Genomic DNA, 19,020 nt, shown 5'->3' on the forward strand with positions numbered 1-19,020 from the left:
ACACTCCGGTGTTTTTTTATAGCTGATGATAGGTGATCGCAGCGCCGGCAAGGACCTTGGCCGCTGTCAGCATGGCTTTTTCGTTGATATCAAATTTCGGATGGTGGTGGGAATAAACTCGATCTGGCTGTTCGGGAGCGGCACCTGTAAAGAAAAAAGTGCCTTTCACGTTTTGTAAGTAATAAGCAAAATCCTCGCCGCCCATTTGCGGTTCACCGTCAATGACCTGCTGAACGCCCTCGGTATTCTTTGCGGTGCTCACCAAGTGGCTCGTTTCGGCAGGATGGTTCACAACCGCCGGATAACCCTGTTCATAGGTGTACTCATAGGACGCGCCGTGCATGCTGCATATTCCTTTTACAACCGCTTCAATTTCTTTCTCCAGAATGTCTCGGACATTTTCATCAAAAGAACGCGCTGTGCCGATGAGTACTGCTTGGTCTGCGATGACATTAAACGGATTGTCGGCGATGAAGGAGCCTGTCGAAATGACGGCGGATTGAATCGGATTGACTTTGCGGCTGACAATGTGCTGCAAAGAGGAAACGATTTGCGAACCGATCAGGACGGCGTCTTTAGTATCATGCGGATGAGCGCCGTGGCCGCCCTTTCCGAAGACTTTAATCGTAAATCGGTCTGCCGCCGCCATTACGGCGCCGGGGCGGCAGAGAATAGTTCCGAGCGGCTCAGTTGCCCAAAGATGAGTGCCGAATATCACATCCGCGTTTTCGAGACATCCGTCATCAATCATTGGCTTTGCGCCTCCCGGATAATATTCTTCTGCATGCTGGTGGATCATCACAAATGTTCCCTTCAGTTCATGTCTGTTTTGGTGAAGGACCTTGGCCACTGCGAGAAGAGCTGCGGTGTGGCCGTCGTGGCCGCATGCATGCATGACACCAGGCACTTTGGAGGCGTAAGGGACATCTTTTTCATCTTGAATGGGGAGAGCGTCAAAGTCGGCCCTCAAAGCGACTGTAGGGCCGGGTTCGCTTCCTTCTATATATGCTAAAACCCCTCTGCCGCCAACGTTTGTGCGGATTGGGACTCCTAACGATTCATAATAGGAAGCAATAAATGCGGCGGTTTTTTCTTCTTGAAATGAAAGCTCAGGATACATATGAAAATGGCGCCTGATCTCAACCATTTCTTCAAAACAGCCGTCGAGCTGTTTGTTTATCTCTTTCTGCAGTGTGGATATGGACAAAGCCGCTTCCCCCTTTTCTATGTTTTCCATGATTGTATAGAAAAAGTCTGAATATTTCAACTCATGCTGTTTTAAAGCATCATCACAGCTGCGAGGGTTGTCACCAAAAGGCCAATCGCAACGGGAATAAAGTTTTTTCTGGCAAGCTCAAAAGGATCAACTTTGCAAATGGCCGCGGCGGGAATCAACGCCCATGGGACCAGTGTTCCTCCGCCCACCCAGATGGCAGAGATTTGTCCGAGCGCGGTCAGAACGGCGGGATCGGCATGGAGAGCGGACGAAAAGAGCTTTGCGATGGAGCCGGCGAGAGAAATGCCAGAAAATCCTGAGCCGTCAAGGCCTGTTATGGCTCCAGCGGCAGTTAATGCAGCGGCGGCAAGCTCCTTTGACATAGGCATCATATGGGATAAAGCAATGCCAAGATCGTTGACAATGCCGTGGGAACCTTTAGGGAGTGAAGTGCCCAGTATGCTTTCATAGCCTGAGTCGCCAAGATAAAAGAAAGCGGCAATCGGGATGACGGGGCCGAAAACCTTAAAACCGAACTTAAATCCGTCAATAAAATAGCCGGTGATTTTTTCAAGCCCTTTATGCTTATACACGAAAAAATGAACGGTAAAGAGGATACAAATTGCAGACCCGCCAATTAACGCGGTTGCATCATTTCCTTGTAGGTTAAACAAGAGCATGCAGGCGATATCTGCAAGAAAGGCAAGCGGAATCAAAAAAGCCAGTATGGACCGCAGGCGTTTTGGCAAGTACAGCGAGTTGTCTTGTTCGCCGGAAAGAACGGGGGAAAAAGAAGCGGGATGCACCTGTTTTTTGCGTTCGCGCTGAATCATGATAAAGGCAGCGGTTGTTGTTGTCATACCCATAATCAGCACAAGCGGAATGCTGGCCGAGACGACATCACCGACTGGAATGCCTGCTGCATCTGCAGTCAGCTTTGGCGCCGCCTGAATGACAAAGTCTCCTGAGAGGGCAAAACCGTGTCCGAATAAGTTCATGGCCATGGCCGCGGCAAGAGGCGTCAAACCGGCACGTGCGGCTGCGGGGAGCAGGACGGCGCCGATCAAAGCGACACCCGGAGAAGGCCAGAAGAAGAGAGAAATGGCGAACATCAGGCCCCCAATCAGCCAATAGGCAGTCACGGGCCCTCTCACAAGGCTTGCAAAGGGAGAAATCATCGCTTCATTTATCCCTGTTTTTGTTAACAAATCACTCATTGAAACGATAAAGCAAATGATGAAAATCGTGGGCAGCAGTTCGCCGGCCGCATAGATAAAGCTGTGGAATAAACTGCTGACAGAAGCTGAAAGTGAATGGCTGGCCCATAGCGATATGATAAAAATGCCGAATAGAGAAATAAATGTCGTGTCTTTTCTCAGCAGCATAAATAGGATAATTGCACCGATAAAAAACACATACAGAACATGGACAGACAAAATCCCGACTTCCATCATCGATCACTCCTTCCGCTTACAGATTATTCATAGGCGGGCGGAAGGTGCCGGGACAGAGGGGAGGGTTATGATGGAAGATGAACATTGATCTGTTTCAGCTGCTCAATCAGATGATGCCTTAATACTCTATTCGCTTTTTGCAGATGTTTTGGGAAGCATTCAGGAGAAAAAATGACGCACCCATCAGCAAGCCAGTTTTTTCTATAGGCGATGATGCTTTCCGATGGCTCTAAATATGAATCATCCTCGTGCTGCATCTCGTAATCATCAAATCCGAACTGAAAACCGCAGCACGGGCAGATTTCATGAGAATGATTGCCTTCATGATCATATGGCGGTTCAGCCAATCCCTTAAACCCGCAGACTGGGCAAGTATGCTTCATTTTGCTTTCCTCCCAATAAAATAAGCTGCCGGACATGCCGGCAGCTATTCGACAGCGAAATATGTGGTGACATAGGAAGGCCGGGAGAAGATCGACGTTGTGTCAATTCCGGCAGATGTATCGCGTTTTTTGTGGGCTTCTTTGTAAGAACCGGACTGCTGCCAGTCTTGAAAGGCGCTTTCCGTTTCCCACAAGGTCAGAATGACATAGGTGTCACTGTCAAGCGGACGGAGCACTCGAATTGCTTCAAAGCCAGGCTCGTTTTCGACTTTTCCCGCTCTGTTTTTAAATCTGTTTTCAAACAGCGGACGCCCTTCCTGGGTAACGGCAATATTGTTCAATACTGCAAAACCGGGATGTTTGATCTCTCCGACTTGGTCAATGACTTCATAAGCGTGTGGTGCTTGGAAAACGGTATCTCCGTTTGTTTCATGAATTAAAATGGCGTTTTCCTGCCCCTGCATCAAAAGGATATTTTCTGAGGGATGCTTCTGTACGATCGTTTTTAAAAAATCGGCTGTCCCATATGTAATATAAACCTTCATATCAGCCACCTCCTGCTTGCTAGTATATCAAAACAATGGTATAAGTTTCTATTGGCGAGTGCTTCGGACATAATTCCAAACAATTTTTCCCATACTACCTTTAGAAAGGCGAGGTGAGTTCATGTTTAAGATAAAGAAAAAGAAACTTTTTATACCTATCATTATTTTAGTGTTAACTGCTTTTCTCGCTTTAATAGGATATATTTCAATTATTTTTCTCGGCCATTATGTCATAGATGAAAAAAAGCTTATTCTTCATGCTTCTTCAAAAATTGTTGATCAAAACGGAGATGAGGTTGCAAGCCTGTATACAGAAAATCGCGAACCGGTCTCGATCAATGAGATTCCAAAGCAGGTCAGAGAAGCGTTTATCGCTGTTGAGGATAAAAGGTTCTATGAGCATCACGGCATTGATGCAAAATCTGTCGGAAGAGCAGTGTATCGCGATATATTAGCAGGCGGAAAGGTGGAAGGCGGAAGCACGATCACCCAGCAGCTTGCCAAAAATATTTTTCTGACACATGACAAAACGTTTCTAAGAAAAACAAAAGAAGTGATCATTGCGATTAATCTTGAACGGGATTACAGCAAGGACAAGCTGCTTGAAATGTATTTGAACCAGCTTTACTTCGGACACGGGGTCTACGGCATACAAGCGGCGTCCCACTATTATTTTAATAAAGAAGTAAAAGATTTGACTGTATCTGAAGGCGCTGTTTTGGCCGCTATTCCGAAGGCGCCTTCTACGTACTCTCCGATTTTGCACCCTGATAAAAATAAGGAGCGGCGTGATACAATTCTAGGTATGATGAATGACCAAGGCTATATCAGTGCGAAAGAGGCTGTCACCGCACAGGGCCGAACGCTTGGGCTGCATGTGAAGAAACAGTCGGAAACACCTTGGTTTGACAGCTACATTGACCTTGTGATCAAAGAGGCGGAAGACAAGTATTCCATTTCCGGAGAGCAGCTTCTTCAAGGCGGATACACGATCAAGGTGCCGCTCGATTCGAAGCTGCAGAAGACGGCTTACCAGGTGATGAAAGAGGGAAGCTATTATCCCGGAACAGATCAGAATGCCGAGGGAAGCGCGGTCTTTATTAATAACAAGACAGGCGGTGTAGAAGCGGCCATCGGCGGAAGGGATTACACATCCAAAGGATATAACCGCGTCACAGCTGTCCGCCAGCCGGGTTCCACATTTAAGCCGCTTGCCGTATACGGACCGGCGATGCAGGAAAAGAAATTTAAGCCATATTCTCTATTGAAGGATGAGTTGCAGTCCTACGGAGATTATACTCCGAAAAACTATGACAGCCGGTATGAGGGTGAAGTCACTATGTCTGACGCCATTACGTACAGCAAAAACGCGCCGGCTGTCTGGACGTTGAATGAGATCGGCGTTGAAACAGGAAAATCTTATTTGAAAGCAAACGGCATTGATATCCCTGATGAAGGACTTGCTCTCGCTCTAGGCGGCTTGGAAAAAGGCGTTTCGCCGCTCCAGCTTGCCGGCGCGTTTCATACATTTGCCGCGAATGGAACGTATACGGAACCCTTCTTTATCTCGAGCATAATAGATGAAGACGGAGAAACAATAGCCGATCATATAGAGGAAGGAAAGCGGGTTTTCAGCAAGCAGACGTCTTGGAATATGACGAGAATGCTGCAGCAGGTAGTCAAAAAGGGAACGGCCACGTCCGGCACCTATCACGGTGACCTGGCGGGAAAAACAGGTTCTACATCTTATACAGGCGTCTCCGGCGCGACAAAGGACGCCTGGTTTGCAGGCTACACGCCGAAAATAACCGGGGCAGTCTGGATGGGCTATGACAAAACGGATCAAAACCATTATTTGAAAGCCGGAAGCTCATACCCGACGCGGCTGTTTAAGGATATTTTGACACAGGCAGGAGAAACCGGTCATGTGTTCACAAAGCCTAAAAACGTTAAAGAACTGGAAAGCCCGATTGAGCTGAAGCCGGTCAAAACACTCACAGCCGATTACACATTTAAAGCAGCGGGGCTCTTTACTATTGAATTAAAGTGGGACGCTCAAGAGGATGATCGGGCCGTATACAGAATTTATGTAAACAAGGACGGCGAGGAGACGCTTCTTGATTCGGTTGAAGGGAAGGGAAGCTATGAAATTCCTTATGCCAACTTATTTTCGGGCGCGTCTTATAAAATTGTGCCTTATAATACACAGACAAAAAGAGAAGGGGAAGGAACCGATTACGTTCAGCCAAAATTGTTTTCCTCTTAATGGAATTCGGCGATTTTTTGAACTTTGAGCTACATTTCTATACCATTTGCCTAAAACAAGGTATAGTGTAATAAGTCAAGAAATACGAACGTATGGTTGCCGTATGAAAGGTGGAAATCAGATGAGTAAACGAGAAACGTTTAACGAGACGTTTTTAAAAGCTGCGCGGGGAGAAAAAGCGGATCACACGCCTGTGTGGTATATGAGGCAAGCAGGGCGCTCACAGCCGGAATACCGCAAGCTGAAGGAAAAGTACGGATTGTTTGAGATCACACATCAGCCCGAACTTTGTGCGTATGTCACAAGACTGCCGGTTGAGCAATACGGAGTCGATGCTGCAATCCTTTATAAAGATATCATGACGCCGCTGCCGTCAATCGGTGTGGATGTTGAAATCAAAAACGGGATCGGTCCTGTGATTGATCAGCCCATCCGGTCTCTGGCGGACATTGAAAAACTCAGCCAAATTGATCCGGAACAGGACGTGCCGTACGTGCTTGAGACGATTAAACTGCTTGTCAATGAGCAGCTGAACGTCCCGCTCATCGGTTTCTCAGGTGCGCCTTTTACGCTTGCAAGCTATATGATCGAAGGCGGCCCGTCGAAAAACTACAATAAAACAAAAGCCTTCATGTACAGCATGCCAGATGCATGGAATCTGCTGATGTCCAAGCTTGCCGACATGATCATCGTGTACGTGAAAGCGCAGATTGAGGCAGGCGCAAAAGCGATTCAAATCTTTGATTCGTGGGTCGGCGCATTGAATCAGGCAGATTACAGAACATACATCAAACCCGTAATGAACCGGATTTTTTCAGAGCTCGCAAAGGAGAATGTGCCACTGATCATGTTTGGCGTTGGCGCAAGCCATCTTGCAGGTGATTGGCATGACCTTCCTCTCGATGTTGTCGGGCTTGACTGGAGACTCGGCATTGATGAAGCCAGATCAAAAGGAATTACTAAAACAGTGCAGGGCAACCTAGACCCGTCCATTTTGCTTGCGCCATGGGAAGTCATTGAGCAGAAAACGAAGGAAATACTTAATCAGGGGATGAAATCAGACGGCTTCATTTTCAATCTTGGCCATGGGGTATTTCCTGATGTCAGTCCCGAGGTTTTGAAAAAACTGACAGCATTTGTCCATGAATATTCACAAAACAAAAAAATGGGTCAATATTCCTAAGCATATCTTTTGGTATCTTAATGATATCCTGTCAAAATGTTTGTATCAGATCATTAAAGAGGGTGTAAACAGTGAGTAGAAAGAAAATGGGGCTTCTCGTGATGGCGTACGGCACGCCTTATAAGGAAGAAGATATTGAACGTTATTATACACATATCAGAAGAGGCAGAAAGCCTGAACCTGAAATGCTTCAAGATTTGAAAGACAGATACGAAGCGATTGGCGGCATTTCACCGCTTGCCAAAATCACAGAAGAGCAGGCGCATAATCTGGAACAGCACTTGAATGAAATTCAGGATGAGATTACGTTTAAAGCGTATATCGGACTGAAGCATATCGAGCCGTTTATTGAAGACGCCGTAGCAGAGATGCATAAGGATGGCATTACAGAAGCAGTCAGCATCGTGCTGGCGCCGCATTTCTCCACGTTCAGCGTTCAGTCCTACAACAAACGTGCCAAAGAAGAGGCTGAAAAACTCGGCGGCTTAACGATTACGTCAGTTGAAAGCTGGTACGATGAACCGAAGTTCGTGAAATATTGGGTTGACCGAGTGAAGGAAACATATGCGTCAATGCCTGAGGATGAAAGAGAAAACGCGATGCTTATCGTATCCGCACACAGCCTGCCGGAAAAAATCAAAGAATTTGGAGACCCGTACCCGGACCAGCTGCATGAATCGGCGAAATTAATTGCTGAAGGCGCAGGCGTTTCCGAATATGCTGTCGGCTGGCAAAGTGAAGGGAACACGCCTGATCCTTGGCTCGGACCCGATGTACAGGATTTAACACGTGATTTATTCGAACAAAAAGGCTATCAAGCATTTGTATATGTTCCTGTTGGATTTGTCGCGGATCACTTAGAAGTGCTTTATGATAATGATTATGAATGCAAAGTGGTGACTGACGATATCGGCGCAAGCTATTACCGGCCGGAAATGCCAAATGCCAAGCCTGAATTTATTGATGCTTTGGCAACAGTCGTATTAAAAAAATTAGGACGTTAAAGAAGGCGATGAACATGAGTGACGGCAAAAAACATGTAGTCATCATCGGCGGCGGCATTACCGGTTTAGCCGCCGCCTTCTATATGGAAAAAGAAATCAAAGAAAAGAATCTGCCGCTTGAGCTGACACTTGTTGAGGCAAGTCCGAGAGTCGGCGGGAAAATCCAGACTGTCAAGAAGGACGGCTATATCATCGAAAGAGGGCCAGACTCATTTCTGGAACGAAAGAAAAGCGCCCCGCAGCTTGTTAAAGACTTAGGTCTTGAGCATTTGCTTGTCAACAATGCGACCGGACAATCCTATGTGCTTGTAAACCGCACCCTGCATCCAATGCCGAAGGGCGCTGTAATGGGGATACCGACAAAAATTGCGCCGTTTGTTTCTACGGGTCTGTTTTCCTTGTCCGGGAAGGCGAGAGCTGCTATGGATTTCATCCTGCCTGCAAGCAAAACAAAGGATGATCAGTCATTGGGAGAATTCTTCCGCAGACGTGTCGGAGATGAAGTGGTCGAGAACTTAATCGAGCCGCTTCTATCAGGGATCTACGCAGGCGACATTGACAAGCTCAGCCTGATGTCGACATTCCCGCAATTTTACCAGACGGAACAAAAGCATAGAAGCCTGATTCTCGGCATGAAAAAAACAAGGCCTCAAGGCTCAGGCCAGCAGCTGACGGCAAAAAAACAAGGGCAGTTCCAGACTCTGTCAACCGGTTTGCAGACCCTTGTAGAAGAGATCGAAAAGCAGTTAAAGCTGACGAAGGTGTATAAAGGCACAAAAGTGACCAAACTCAGCCATAGCGGCTCTGGCTATTCGCTCGAACTGGATAACGGCGTCACACTTGATGCTGATTCAGTAATTGTGACTGCTCCGCATAAAGCGGCTGCGGGAATGCTTTCTGAGCTTCCTGCCATTTCTCATTTGAAAAATATGCACTCCACATCCGTGGCAAACGTCGCTTTAGGCTTCCCTGAAGGCTCCGTCCAAATGGAGCATGAGGGCACGGGTTTTGTCATTTCAAGAAACAGTGACTTTGCGATCACAGCCTGTACGTGGACGAATAAAAAATGGCCGCACGCAGCGCCGGAAGGCAAAACGCTGCTTCGGGCATATGTCGGAAAAGCTGGAGACGAATCCATTGTCGATCTATCAGATAATGACATTATCAACATTGTGTTAGAAGACTTAAAGAAAGTCATGAACATAAACGGCGAGCCGGAAATGACATGTGTCACCCGATGGCATGAAAGCATGCCGCAGTACCATGTCGGCCATAAGCAGCGTATCAAGGAGCTGCGTGAAGCACTTGCATCTGCGTATCCGGGTGTTTATATGACAGGCGCTTCTTTCGAAGGTGTCGGCATTCCCGACTGCATTGATCAAGGAAAAGCTGCCGTGTCTGACGCGCTTACCTATTTATTCAGCTAAAACCTCCGCTTTATCGCGGAGGTTTTTTTGATGTGCAATGGCAATATTGTGTAAAAAAATGATTGAATTGAACAGCAGGTTATGATACATTTGCATATGTACTTAATGACTAAAATGTTCAAACGGTCAGTTTCGAGGTGAATACAATGTCAATAGATCGAAAAAAGCTCATTTTGGAGGCGGCTACAAAGTCTTTCACGCAGTTCGGGTATAAAGCGACGACAATGGATCTTGTCGCAAAACTTGCGAACGTGGGGAAGGGAACCATTTATACTTTTTTCAAAAACAAAGAAGAGCTGTTTGACGAGATTTTCACTACTTTATTAAAGGAAATGAAGCAAAAAGCGGATGAAGCGATGGAGCCGAACCTTCCGTTCCATGAAAATGTGCACAGAGCGCTGTTTGCCATTCTGGAGTTCAGGAAAACACATCAGCTGACGATTAAAATTTTCCAAGAGAATGCCGAGATTGGTACAATGGCAGTTCAGGAAGTGATCCAGAAAATGGAGCGAGCCATACTGTCTTATATCAAAAGTAAGATTGAAGACGGGATCAAAAGCGGCGCAATCAAGCCGTGCGACCCTGAACTGACAGCCTTTGTGATGCTGAAGCTTTATATCGCGCTCATTTTTGACTGGGAAAAACAACACCCCCCGCTTGATAAAGAGACAATTGCGGGACTGCTTGAATTGTATGTTGTCAAAGGATTGTCAGCGAACTAGATAATCCTTTCTCTTTGCAAGAAAATGACCATTTTTCATGATGAGTCAGTTTTAGAATGGAGGCATCAGGATGAACACAATACGAAGTCAGTGGAAAGACATCGTAACAAGTAAAAAATTATTGATTCCCATCATCGCCATTTTGTTTGTCCCGCTTATTTACAGCGGCGTATTCTTAAAGGCTTATTGGGACCCGTACGGCACAGTTGACCAGCTGCCTGTCGTTGTCGTCAACCAAGACAAGGGAGCAACGTATGAAGGAGAAAAACTTCAAATCGGTGATGATCTGGTCAAAGAATTAAAGGATAATAACAACTTTGATTGGCATTTTTCCAATGATCTCGACCAATCGTTAAAGGACTTATTGAATCAAAAATATTATTTAGTTGTCGAGATTCCTGAGGATTTTTCTAAGAATGCCAGCACTGTATTAGACAAAAATCCGAAAAAATTGGATCTGAAATACCATACAAATGCAGGTTCTAACTATGTAGGGGCAACGATCGGCGAAAAAGCGATTGATAAACTGAAAGCCTCTGTTTCAAAAGAAGTGACCGAGCAATATACGAAAGTTATTTTTGATAACTTTAAAGATATCGCAAAAGGTTTGAGCGACGCGAGCAGCGGCGCGAAAAAAATTGATGACGGAACAAAGGATGCGAAAAACGGAAGCGCCCAGCTGAAAGAAAATCTGGCGAAGCTGAAGGAAAGCACCGCTACCATCAGTGACAAAACAGCGCAGCTTGCAGATGGAGCGGCTCAGGTGACGAGCGGCATCCAATCGCTTGACAGCTCCCTCGGAAAATTCCAGGACAGCAGCAACCAGATTTATGATAAATCTAGTCAACTTGCAGCAGGATCAGGCGAGCTGACAAGCAAGATGAATGAACTTCTTGCTGGACTTCAAAATGTGCAGAAGGGTACGCCTAATCTTACTAACGGGCTGGATCAGCTCAACAGTAAAGCCCAAGAAGCTTCTGAGAAAGCAGCAAAAGCGGAAAAGCTCATTAATGCGCTCGATTTAACGAAGCTTGAAACTGCTGTAAACAATCTGGAAAAATCAGAAACTGCGATGAAGGAATTTAAGAAACAGCTGTCTGACTTTGAACACAGCTTAAAAAACCGTGATCAGGCATTCAAAAATCTCATCAATTCGAGTGATTTCTTAACAGCGGAGCAAAAAAGCCAGTTGATCAGCTCTGTTGAAAAGCAGCTTCCGCAAGTTGATGCGCCTGATTTTGATGAAATTTTAAGTGGGCTTCCTTCAGCTGATCAGCTGCCTGACATCGCAACGATAAAAAGCTCTCTTGAAGACGTGAAAGCGCAGGTGGCGCAGGTGAAAGCCATGCCGGAAGCTACATCTAAGCTTTATAACGGCGCAAAAACAATCCAAGATGCAATTGACAGATTAACTGAGGGAGCTGATAAGATATACAATGGTTCACAGAAGCTGACAGATGGCCAAACTAAACTGACAGCCGGCATCGGTGAATATAATAAGCAGTTCGCAAAAGCAAAAGCGGGCTCAGAGCAATTGGTGACAGGAAGCAGCCAAGTATCCGGCGGATTGTTTAAGCTGTTAGACGGGTCTAAACAGGTCCAAAGCGGATCATCAAAACTTGCAGACGGATCTGCATCACTTGATACAGGTTTAGGCAAGCTATTGGACGGCACAGGAGAGCTGTCTAGTAAGCTGAAGGATGCGGCTGACCAAACAGGAGATATCGATGCTGATGATCAAACATATGGCATGTTTGCGGATCCGGTTAAAACCAAAGACGATGCCATTCATTCCGTTCCTAACTACGGTACAGGGCTGACACCTTATATCCTGTCAATGGGCTTATATGTCGGCGGCATCATGCTGACGGTTGTCTTCCCGCTGAAGGAAGCGTCAGGGCGTCCGAGAAATGGTTTTGAGTGGTTCTTCAGCAAATTCAATGTCATGATGCTTGTAGGAATCATTCAATCATTGATTGTGGCGACGGTTCTTCTATTGGGAATTGGTCTCGAGGTAGAGAGCACGTGGAGATTTTACGTGTTTACGATCATTACGAGTCTCGCTTTCCTGGCGATAATTCAATTTTTGGCTACAACGATGGGCAACCCGGGGCGATTTATCGCAGTCATTATTTTAGTGCTGCAGCTGGGAGCGAGCGGAGGAACCTTCCCGCTTGAATTGCTTCCGAATTTCTATCAAGTCATCCACGGCGCATTGCCGATGACCTACAGCATTAACGGATTCAGAGCGGTCATTTCAAACGGTGACTTTGGCTACATGTGGCAGATGGCCGGCGTCTTAATCGGCATCGCCCTCGTCATGATTGCACTAAGCATTACTTACTTTACAATGTTAAGCCGGAAGGAAGAATCATCAGAAGAACAGCCGGCTTCATAAAGAAAAAGAACTTGTTTCCTTGGAAACAAGTTCTTTTTTTTGTTACATTCCCCATTTAATAAGCAATCCTGTATAGGTTAATCCGCCGCCAAACCCGAAAAGCAAAACGATTTGATCTTTTTTCAGCTTCCCGGCTTTCACTGCGAGATCGAGCGCCAAAACAATTGAAACCGAAGACGTGTTTCCGTAGTGCTCAACACTAGTGAGCGTTTTTTCAATCGGGAACGGTGTTTTTTCACAAATTGACTCGATCATGCGCAAGTTGGCGCTGTGAGGAACAAACCAATCGAGATCATCAGAGCTGAGTCCTGCTTTATGTAAAAGCCGTTCAAATTCGCCAGGGACGGTTCTTGCGGCCCATTTATATACCTCGCGTCCGTTTTGCACCATTTTTCCAGAACCGACAAGCTGCACACCGTTTATTTCATTTCGCAGTCCGGCACGATACAAAATATCGCCGCCGTTCCCGCTTGTTCCTTGTACAGACGCAAGAAATCCCGGCGTCTCTTCATCTCGTTCCACTAACAGCGCACCAGCGGCATCGCCGAACAGAACGCATGTCGTTCGATCGGTATAATCCGTTACCTTTGATAACGTTTCTCCGGCGATGACGAGAATTTTTTGATGAAGGCCTGATGTGATCAATCCATTTGCCAAATGGAGGCCGTAAGTCAGTCCGGCGCACGTCGCATTAATATCCAGCGCGCCGGTGTTTTCCCAGCCGAAATATTCCTGTACGCGGCATGCCGTACTCGGAAAGGCGTAATCGGATGTGGTTGTGGCAACGAGGATCATATCGACATCATCAAGTGTTCCTTTATAACGGCTCTTGAGATTCTTCACCGCTTCTATGCATAAATCAGAGGTAAATTGATGTTCATCCGCAATCCGGCGTTCTCTCATTCCTGTGCGCTGAACGATCCATTCATCAGAGGTATCGACGATCTTTTCTAAATCTGCATTGGTTAAACGTCTGCTCGGCGCATAGGTGCCGATAGCTGTAATTTTTGCTTTTGACATATGAATCACTCCTTATGGTCAGATTATAACACTAGATATTAGTATCTGGTACTAAAAAGAAGGTTTTTTTACAAAAAAAGAGAAGTGTAGAATAGGGAATCTATGAAAAAGAAAAAGGAGGCTGAAAAATGGTCAGTCAAGAAGCAGTAGTCTTTTTGGCATTATCCGGGGCTATTGCGTTTCTGTTGCCAATCGGGCTGATTGTATGGTTTAAGCGAAAGTATGGCGCCTCGCTCAAAGTGTTTTTTATTGGCGCTCTCACGTTTTTTGTCTTCGCTCAGCTGCTGGAAGGCGGCGTTCATGTTTATGTACTGCAAGTGAATGAAATGACGAAAGAAGCGATGCAACATCCATTATGGTATGGCATTTACGGCAGCTTGATGGCCGGAATTTTTGAGGAGTGCGGAAGGTATATGATGATGCGATTTTTTATGAAGCGCCATCATACCTGGGCGGATGGTCTGGCTTTCGGGGCAGGCCATGGCGGGCTTGAAGCCATCCTGATTACAGGCTTGTCCTCTATCTCACTTATTGTATACGCATTTGCAATCAATAGCGGGACGTTTGAACAGCTTTTGGTCAATGGCGACGTCAAACAGGCGCTTTTGCCGATACAGGAGCAGCTGCTGCATACTCCTTCGTATGAATGGATGCTGGGCGGAATAGAAAGAATCAGTGCCATTGCCGTCCAAATTGGGCTGTCTCTGCTTGTTTTGTACGCGGTTAAAAGCCGCCGGCCGCTGTTTTTGTTGTATTCTATTCTTTTACATGCACTGTTTAATGTACCGGCGGTTTTATATCAGAGAGGAATCATAGAGCATGCTGCAGCTGTTGAAATCATTATTGCTCTGCTAGCGGCCGTATCAGTCTACTGGATTGTGAAAGCAAAAAGGCTGTTTCAATAAAAAGCCCAAGCAGCAGCAAAGCCTGCTTGGAAACATGTGAATGGAAATATTCAGTAAGCATGGGTCATCAGAATATTTCTGATTCAGTCTTTAGCAATGACAGCAAGAATGTCTGTGTTTTTTACAAGAGAAACAATGGTGTTTCTTTTTCTTCTTCTCGCAAGGGTCATGGCATTCTTTCTTTTTCTTGCAATAGTCGTGGAAATCTTTATCGAACCACTCGTCAAAGAACCAAAAATCATCGAACCAATCGTGACAACGACATTTCTGTTCATGTGAATGACGACAGCACATAGAAATCCCTCCTCTTCCCATGCTCTCTACAGCATATGAGAGATTGATAGGAAAAGATTGGACGGGTCCCTCGGGAAAAGAGTATATTTTAAGTAGAAAATAAAAGGAGGAATGCCCTATGACGTCCGTACGTAAAACGATGGAGCTCATTAAAGAACTTGTATCGATCCCAAGCCCGACAGGAAATACATATGAGGTGATCAATTATATTGAAAGCCTTTTAAAAGAATGGAAGGTAGAAACGGTTCGGAACCACAAGGGCGGCTTAATAGCAACGCTTCCAGGACGCGAGACATCCCGGCATCGCATGCTGACAGCGCACGTTGACACCCTCGGCGCTATGGTGAAGGAGATTAAAGCGGACGGCCGGCTGAAAATCGACTTAATCGGCGGGTTTCGCTACAACTCGATTGAGGGGGAGTATTGCCAAATTGAAACCGCCTCGGGAAAAACGTACACAGGCACAATTTTAATGCATCAAACGTCTGTGCACGTATACAAAGACGCGGGGAAGGCTGAGCGGAATCAAGAGAATATGGAGATCCGCCTAGATGAACCTGTTCACTGCCGGAAAGATACGGAGGAGCTTGGCATTGGCGTCGGAGACTTTGTGTCGTTTGATCCACGTGTCGAGATCACATCAAGCGGATTTATTAAATCGCGCCATTTGGATGACAAAGCAAGCGTCGCCTTATTGCTCCGCTTAATTCATGAAATTCAAACAGAAGACATTGAGCTGCCGTATACAACTCATTTTCTTATTTCCAATAATGAAGAAATCGGTTACGGCGGGAATTCGAATATTCCTCCTGAAACAGTTGAATATTTGGCGGTTGATATGGGGGCTATCGGTGACGGGCAGGCGACTGATGAATATTCAGTATCAATCTGTGTGAAGGATGCGAGCGGGCCGTATCATTATCAGCTCAGAAAGCATTTAGTTCAATTAGCCGAGAAGCATCATATCGACTATAAGCTTGATATATATCCGTACTACGGGTCTGATGCGTCAGCAGCGATCAAATCCGGGCATGATATTGTGCATGGCCTCATAGGGCCGGGAATTGACGCTTCCCATGCATTTGAACGCACCCATAAATCATCTCTTCGCCATACCGCTAAGCTTCTGTATTACTATGTACAGTCACCAATGGTATAAGGGGGAGGACCAATGAAGATTTATAAGCTGAAAAGCACATTCGGCTGGGAAGGTGATGACGGGTTGGGAGAACAGCTGATTCAGCAGATCCTTGCCGGAGAAAAAACCGCCACGTGCGCGCCGAAATCATTGTATTCAAAAGATGAATTGAGGGACGTTTATCAAACAGCGGGGCAGCTTGTTACCGTTTATGATAAACATGACAATCCAAGATGCAATATAAAAGTGACAGATGTCTTTGAAACCACCTTTGGTGCACCTGATATGAGGTTAGTCAAAGGAGAGGGCAATGGAGACCGAATTGAGGAGTTTCAAGAGGATCATCGGATGGCATGGGCGGAACTGATCAAAAGCGGTGAACTGGAGCTGAATGAGAATACTGTTTTGATTACAGAGCTGTTTGTGCTTGTTAAAGATTAAAAAAGCCTGCGGGGCAAGAACCCCGCAGGCTTTTCATTAACCAGAAATGGTTGCGTTTTGTTCTGTTTTCGATTGGGACATAACAGTTTCTGCTTTCGCAGGATTAAACATGCCTTCCCATTTAGACATCACAACGGCAGCAAGCGCGTTACCAGTCAGGTTGACAACTGTACGTGCCATATCCATGATGCGGTCTACGCCGGCAATAAAGGCAAGTCCTTCAGCCGGAACGCCGATGGTGCCAAGCGTCGCAAGCAAGACAACAAAAGAAGTACCAGGCACGGCAGCCATCCCTTTGGATGTCACCATTAAGACGAGCACAAGCGTAATTTGGTGCCAAATCGTCAAATCAATGCCATATACCTGTGCTAAAAAGAGTGCGGCAATAGATTGATAGAGAACGGAACCGTCTAAGTTAAACGTGTAACCGATCGGAATGACAAATGAAACAATGCCTTTCGGACATCCAATTTTCTCCATTTTTTCCATGATGCGCGGAAGAACCGTTTCAGAGCTGGACGTACTGAACGCCAGTAAGATTTCGTCCTTCATGTAAGCAAGGAACTTGAAGATGCTGATGCCGGCAATTTTTGCGACAATCCCGAAAATAACAATTAAGAAGAAAGCAAGCGCGACATAAACCAATCCGACGAGCTTTCCGAGAGAGATAAGAGAACCGAGTCCGAATTTAGACACAGTCACTCCGATAAGAGCGAAAACGCCGAATGGCGCCACTTTCATCACAAGGTTTACAACGTGGAACATGGCATGGGATACACCTTCAAAAAAGGCTAATACAGGCTTGCCTCTTTCACCGATCGCGGAAATACCCAATGCAAATAGTACTGTAAAGCAGATGATGGCTAGAAGATCCCCTTCGACCAATGACTGGAAGAAGTTTGTCGGCACAATATGGAGGAACGTTTCCGCCACTGATTTATTACTTTGTTCTTTTTCAGTTTCAACATATTGACTGATGTCCGATTTTTGAGCTTCGTGTATATTAACTCCTGTACCCGGATGGAAGATGTTTGCAAGGGCTAGTCCGAGAATAATGGCAAAAGTCGTGATGATCTCGAAGTACAGAATCGTTCTGAAGCCTAATTTACCGACTTGCTTTCCATTTCCTGCACCGGCTACACCGATGATTAAGCTGGAGACAACAATAGGAATCACTATCATTTTGATTAAGCGTAAAAAGAGATCCCCGATTGGCTGCAGGTAAGTAGGCAATGCTGGGTTGCCATACCAAATGACGCCAACAATGACACCTAGAATAAGTCCAACGAATATTTGTGTGGCTAATCCAAACTTAATTCTTTTCATAGATTACCTCCCAAAAAACAAAGTATCAACATATATCATGAATAGACATATATTTAATCTCACTATTAGATCAAATTATAATAGATAAGAAATCAATTCGTCTATAGTAAATTATATTTCGAAAATAAAGAATATTCAATGGCATTATGATAATCACCAGAATTATCTAAAAACAGGTGAGCTTTGACCTAACCTGACTATTATTTCAAAATTAAGAGATATGTGAAAAAATAAGAAAATCCCACGCGTAAGGCGCGGGATTTTCGCTCATTACAAATCGTTTACTTTTATACAGTCATTGCAGATATTACCATAGCACTCATGCTGCTCTTCTATCTTTTTTCCGCATTCCGCACACTTTTTCGAAGGCAGGTTTCTAAAAAATTCTGTGATTTTCCCCAGCATAACCAATCCCTCTTTCCCCTTTGTAGTGATTTCATTGTAATATAACAGATCACAAAAATCAATAACTGTTTTGATACAATGTTTAAAACATGCTTTTTTCAAGAAAAATGGGTATATTGAAGGAGGATCAATTTTTTTGAAAAGATAGGAGGACATTATGAAAGTTACAGTTATCGGATGCTATGGCGGTTTTCCGGCCGCAAATGAAGCGACGTCAGGCTATTTGTTTCAGTCAGGTGATTACTCTCTGCTTGTTGATTGCGGCAGTGCCGTTTTGTCTAAGCTGTTCGGATATGTGCCGGCGGAAAAGCTGGATGCGGTCGTTCTGTCTCATTATCACCATGACCATATCGCTGATATCGGGCCGCTGCAATTTGCCAAGCAAGTCGGTTCGTTTCTCGGCAAAGGAGAGCATACGCTTCCGATTTACGGACATGATGCTGATATAGAACAGTTTCAAAAGCTTACATATAAAACACATACGAAAGGGATCGCCTATCAGCCGGATCAGCCGCTGACTGCCGGTCCATTTACGATCACCTTTTTAAAAACGATTCACCCGGTGACGTGCTATGCCATGCGGATTACTGACGGCAGCCACACTGTCGTTTATACTGCTGATTCCAGCTATCAGGATTCATTTATACCGTTTTCGAAAGGTGCTGATTTATTGATCTCGGAATGCAATTTTTATGCCGATCAAGACGGAACAAGTGCAGGCCATATGAACAGCCTGGAAGCCGGGCGCATTGCAAAAGAAGCGGGAGCGGGAGAACTGCTGCTGACACATTTGCCGCATTTTGGCGTGCATGACAACCTTCGCAAAGAAGCGAAAACCGTTTTTAACGGAGAAGTGAATATTGCGAAATCAGGTTTTGTGTGGGAAGGATAAA

16 protein-coding genes and 1 pseudogene are annotated in these 19,020 nt (G+C 45.5%); 10 read left to right on the forward strand and 7 right to left on the reverse strand.

The window, feature by feature from the left end; genetic code table 11:
• Positions 1-16 precede the first annotated feature (16 nt).
• The 4 genes and pseudogenes from sndC to hmoB all read right to left on the reverse strand — a co-directional run bounded on the left by sndC (position 17) and on the right by hmoB (position 3,598).
• Positions 17-1,207, reverse strand: a complete 1,191-nt coding sequence (gene sndC, locus NYE56_RS05025) for an N-acetyl amino acid acetylase SndC (protein ID WP_029726312.1) — start codon at positions 1,205-1,207, stop codon at positions 17-19.
• Positions 1,208-1,278: 71 nt separating this feature from the next.
• A complete protein-coding gene (locus NYE56_RS05030; protein ID WP_268554899.1) occupies positions 1,279-2,670 on the reverse strand; it encodes a hypothetical protein in 1,392 nt (463 codons plus the stop codon).
• Positions 2,671-2,735: 65 nt separating this feature from the next.
• A pseudogene (locus tag NYE56_RS05035) lies at positions 2,736-3,053 on the reverse strand (hypothetical protein).
• A 44-nt stretch (positions 3,054-3,097) separates the two neighbouring features.
• Complete coding sequence (gene hmoB / locus NYE56_RS05040; RefSeq protein ID WP_003244748.1) at positions 3,098-3,598, reverse strand: heme-degrading oxygenase HmoB; 501 nt, start codon at positions 3,596-3,598, stop codon at positions 3,098-3,100.
• A 121-nt stretch (positions 3,599-3,719) separates the two neighbouring features.
• Here hmoB and NYE56_RS05045 point away from each other — a divergent pair, with 121 nt between their 5' ends.
• The 6 genes from NYE56_RS05045 (at position 3,720) to NYE56_RS05070 (ending at position 12,598) form a co-directional block, all read left to right on the forward strand.
• The gene (locus tag NYE56_RS05045; protein ID WP_123373325.1) at positions 3,720-5,864 is read left to right on the forward strand and encodes a transglycosylase domain-containing protein; all 2,145 of its coding nucleotides are present in this window, start codon (positions 3,720-3,722) and stop codon (positions 5,862-5,864) included.
• A gap of 121 nt (positions 5,865-5,985) precedes the next feature.
• Positions 5,986-7,047, forward strand: a complete 1,062-nt coding sequence (hemE, locus tag NYE56_RS05050) for a uroporphyrinogen decarboxylase (protein ID WP_268554898.1) — start codon at positions 5,986-5,988, stop codon at positions 7,045-7,047.
• 71 nt (positions 7,048-7,118) lie between these two features.
• Positions 7,119-8,051 (forward strand): ferrochelatase, encoded by a 933-nt coding sequence (hemH, locus tag NYE56_RS05055; protein ID WP_014479346.1) that lies wholly within the window; start codon positions 7,119-7,121, stop codon positions 8,049-8,051.
• Positions 8,052-8,065: 14 nt separating this feature from the next.
• Positions 8,066-9,478 carry a protoporphyrinogen oxidase gene (gene hemY / locus NYE56_RS05060; protein ID WP_032725328.1) on the forward strand — a complete coding sequence of 471 codons (1,413 nt, stop codon included), beginning with the start codon at positions 8,066-8,068 and terminating at the stop codon, positions 9,476-9,478.
• A gap of 146 nt (positions 9,479-9,624) precedes the next feature.
• Complete coding sequence (locus NYE56_RS05065; RefSeq protein WP_014479348.1) at positions 9,625-10,200, forward strand: TetR/AcrR family transcriptional regulator; 576 nt, start codon at positions 9,625-9,627, stop codon at positions 10,198-10,200.
• A 70-nt stretch (positions 10,201-10,270) separates the two neighbouring features.
• Positions 10,271-12,598: a YhgE/Pip domain-containing protein gene (locus tag NYE56_RS05070; RefSeq protein ID WP_341283550.1), complete on the forward strand. Its 2,328-nt coding sequence runs from the start codon at positions 10,271-10,273 to the stop codon at positions 12,596-12,598.
• 42 nt (positions 12,599-12,640) lie between these two features.
• Here the strand turns inward: NYE56_RS05070 and fabHB are convergent, their stop codons facing one another.
• Positions 12,641-13,618, reverse strand: coding sequence for a beta-ketoacyl-ACP synthase III FabHB (gene fabHB / locus NYE56_RS05075; RefSeq protein ID WP_123373329.1), 978 nt, complete (start codon positions 13,616-13,618; stop codon positions 12,641-12,643).
• A 128-nt stretch (positions 13,619-13,746) separates the two neighbouring features.
• Here fabHB and NYE56_RS05080 point away from each other — a divergent pair, with 128 nt between their 5' ends.
• From NYE56_RS05080 to NYE56_RS05090, 3 genes are all read left to right on the forward strand, one after another.
• Positions 13,747-14,523 carry a YhfC family intramembrane metalloprotease gene (locus NYE56_RS05080; protein WP_341283551.1) on the forward strand — a complete coding sequence of 259 codons (777 nt, stop codon included), beginning with the start codon at positions 13,747-13,749 and terminating at the stop codon, positions 14,521-14,523.
• Between the two features lie 412 nt (positions 14,524-14,935).
• Positions 14,936-15,976, forward strand: a complete 1,041-nt coding sequence (locus NYE56_RS05085) for a M42 family metallopeptidase (protein ID WP_160244081.1) — start codon at positions 14,936-14,938, stop codon at positions 15,974-15,976.
• Positions 15,977-15,988: 12 nt separating this feature from the next.
• Entirely contained in the window at positions 15,989-16,396 is a 408-nt protein-coding gene (locus NYE56_RS05090) for an ASCH domain-containing protein (RefSeq protein WP_133953561.1), read from the forward strand.
• Between the two features lie 36 nt (positions 16,397-16,432).
• Here NYE56_RS05090 and gltT read toward each other — a convergent pair whose 3' ends face one another.
• Positions 16,433-17,722, reverse strand: a complete 1,290-nt coding sequence (gltT, locus tag NYE56_RS05095) for a glutamate/proton symporter GltT (RefSeq protein ID WP_003245579.1) — start codon at positions 17,720-17,722, stop codon at positions 16,433-16,435.
• A 270-nt stretch (positions 17,723-17,992) separates the two neighbouring features.
• The gene (gene yhfH, locus NYE56_RS05100) at positions 17,993-18,127 is read right to left on the reverse strand and encodes a protein YhfH (protein ID WP_003244802.1); all 135 of its coding nucleotides are present in this window, start codon (positions 18,125-18,127) and stop codon (positions 17,993-17,995) included.
• A 157-nt stretch (positions 18,128-18,284) separates the two neighbouring features.
• Between yhfH and NYE56_RS05105 the strand changes: the two genes are divergently transcribed.
• Entirely contained in the window at positions 18,285-19,019 is a 735-nt protein-coding gene (locus NYE56_RS05105; RefSeq protein ID WP_335449089.1) for an MBL fold metallo-hydrolase, read from the forward strand.
• The last annotated feature ends 1 nt before the right edge of the window (position 19,020 follow it).

This window comes from Bacillus sp. FSL R5-0603 (genome assembly GCF_038050295.1).
Classification (GTDB): domain Bacteria; phylum Bacillota; class Bacilli; order Bacillales; family Bacillaceae; genus Bacillus; species Bacillus subtilis.

Coding starts and splice junctions, on each gene's coding strand:
- gltT (WP_003245579.1), bottom strand. CDS start 17,722: ATGAAAAGAATTAAGTTTGGATTAGCCACACAAATATTCGTTGGACTT.
- fabHB (WP_123373329.1), bottom strand. CDS start 13,618: ATGTCAAAAGCAAAAATTACAGCTATCGGCACCTATGCGCCGAGCAGA.
- NYE56_RS05045 (WP_123373325.1), top strand. CDS start 3,720: ATGTTTAAGATAAAGAAAAAGAAACTTTTTATACCTATCATTATTTTA.
- NYE56_RS05085 (WP_160244081.1), top strand. CDS start 14,936: ATGACGTCCGTACGTAAAACGATGGAGCTCATTAAAGAACTTGTATCG.
- NYE56_RS05090 (WP_133953561.1), top strand. CDS start 15,989: ATGAAGATTTATAAGCTGAAAAGCACATTCGGCTGGGAAGGTGATGAC.
- hemE (WP_268554898.1), top strand. CDS start 5,986: ATGAGTAAACGAGAAACGTTTAACGAGACGTTTTTAAAAGCTGCGCGG.
- NYE56_RS05105 (WP_335449089.1), top strand. CDS start 18,285: ATGAAAGTTACAGTTATCGGATGCTATGGCGGTTTTCCGGCCGCAAAT.
- yhfH (WP_003244802.1), bottom strand. CDS start 18,127: ATGCTGGGGAAAATCACAGAATTTTTTAGAAACCTGCCTTCGAAAAAG.
- NYE56_RS05065 (WP_014479348.1), top strand. CDS start 9,625: ATGTCAATAGATCGAAAAAAGCTCATTTTGGAGGCGGCTACAAAGTCT.
- NYE56_RS05070 (WP_341283550.1), top strand. CDS start 10,271: ATGAACACAATACGAAGTCAGTGGAAAGACATCGTAACAAGTAAAAAA.
- hemY (WP_032725328.1), top strand. CDS start 8,066: ATGAGTGACGGCAAAAAACATGTAGTCATCATCGGCGGCGGCATTACC.
- NYE56_RS05080 (WP_341283551.1), top strand. CDS start 13,747: ATGGTCAGTCAAGAAGCAGTAGTCTTTTTGGCATTATCCGGGGCTATT.
- hmoB (WP_003244748.1), bottom strand. CDS start 3,598: ATGAAGGTTTATATTACATATGGGACAGCCGATTTTTTAAAAACGATC.
- NYE56_RS05030 (WP_268554899.1), bottom strand. CDS start 2,670: ATGATGGAAGTCGGGATTTTGTCTGTCCATGTTCTGTATGTGTTTTTT.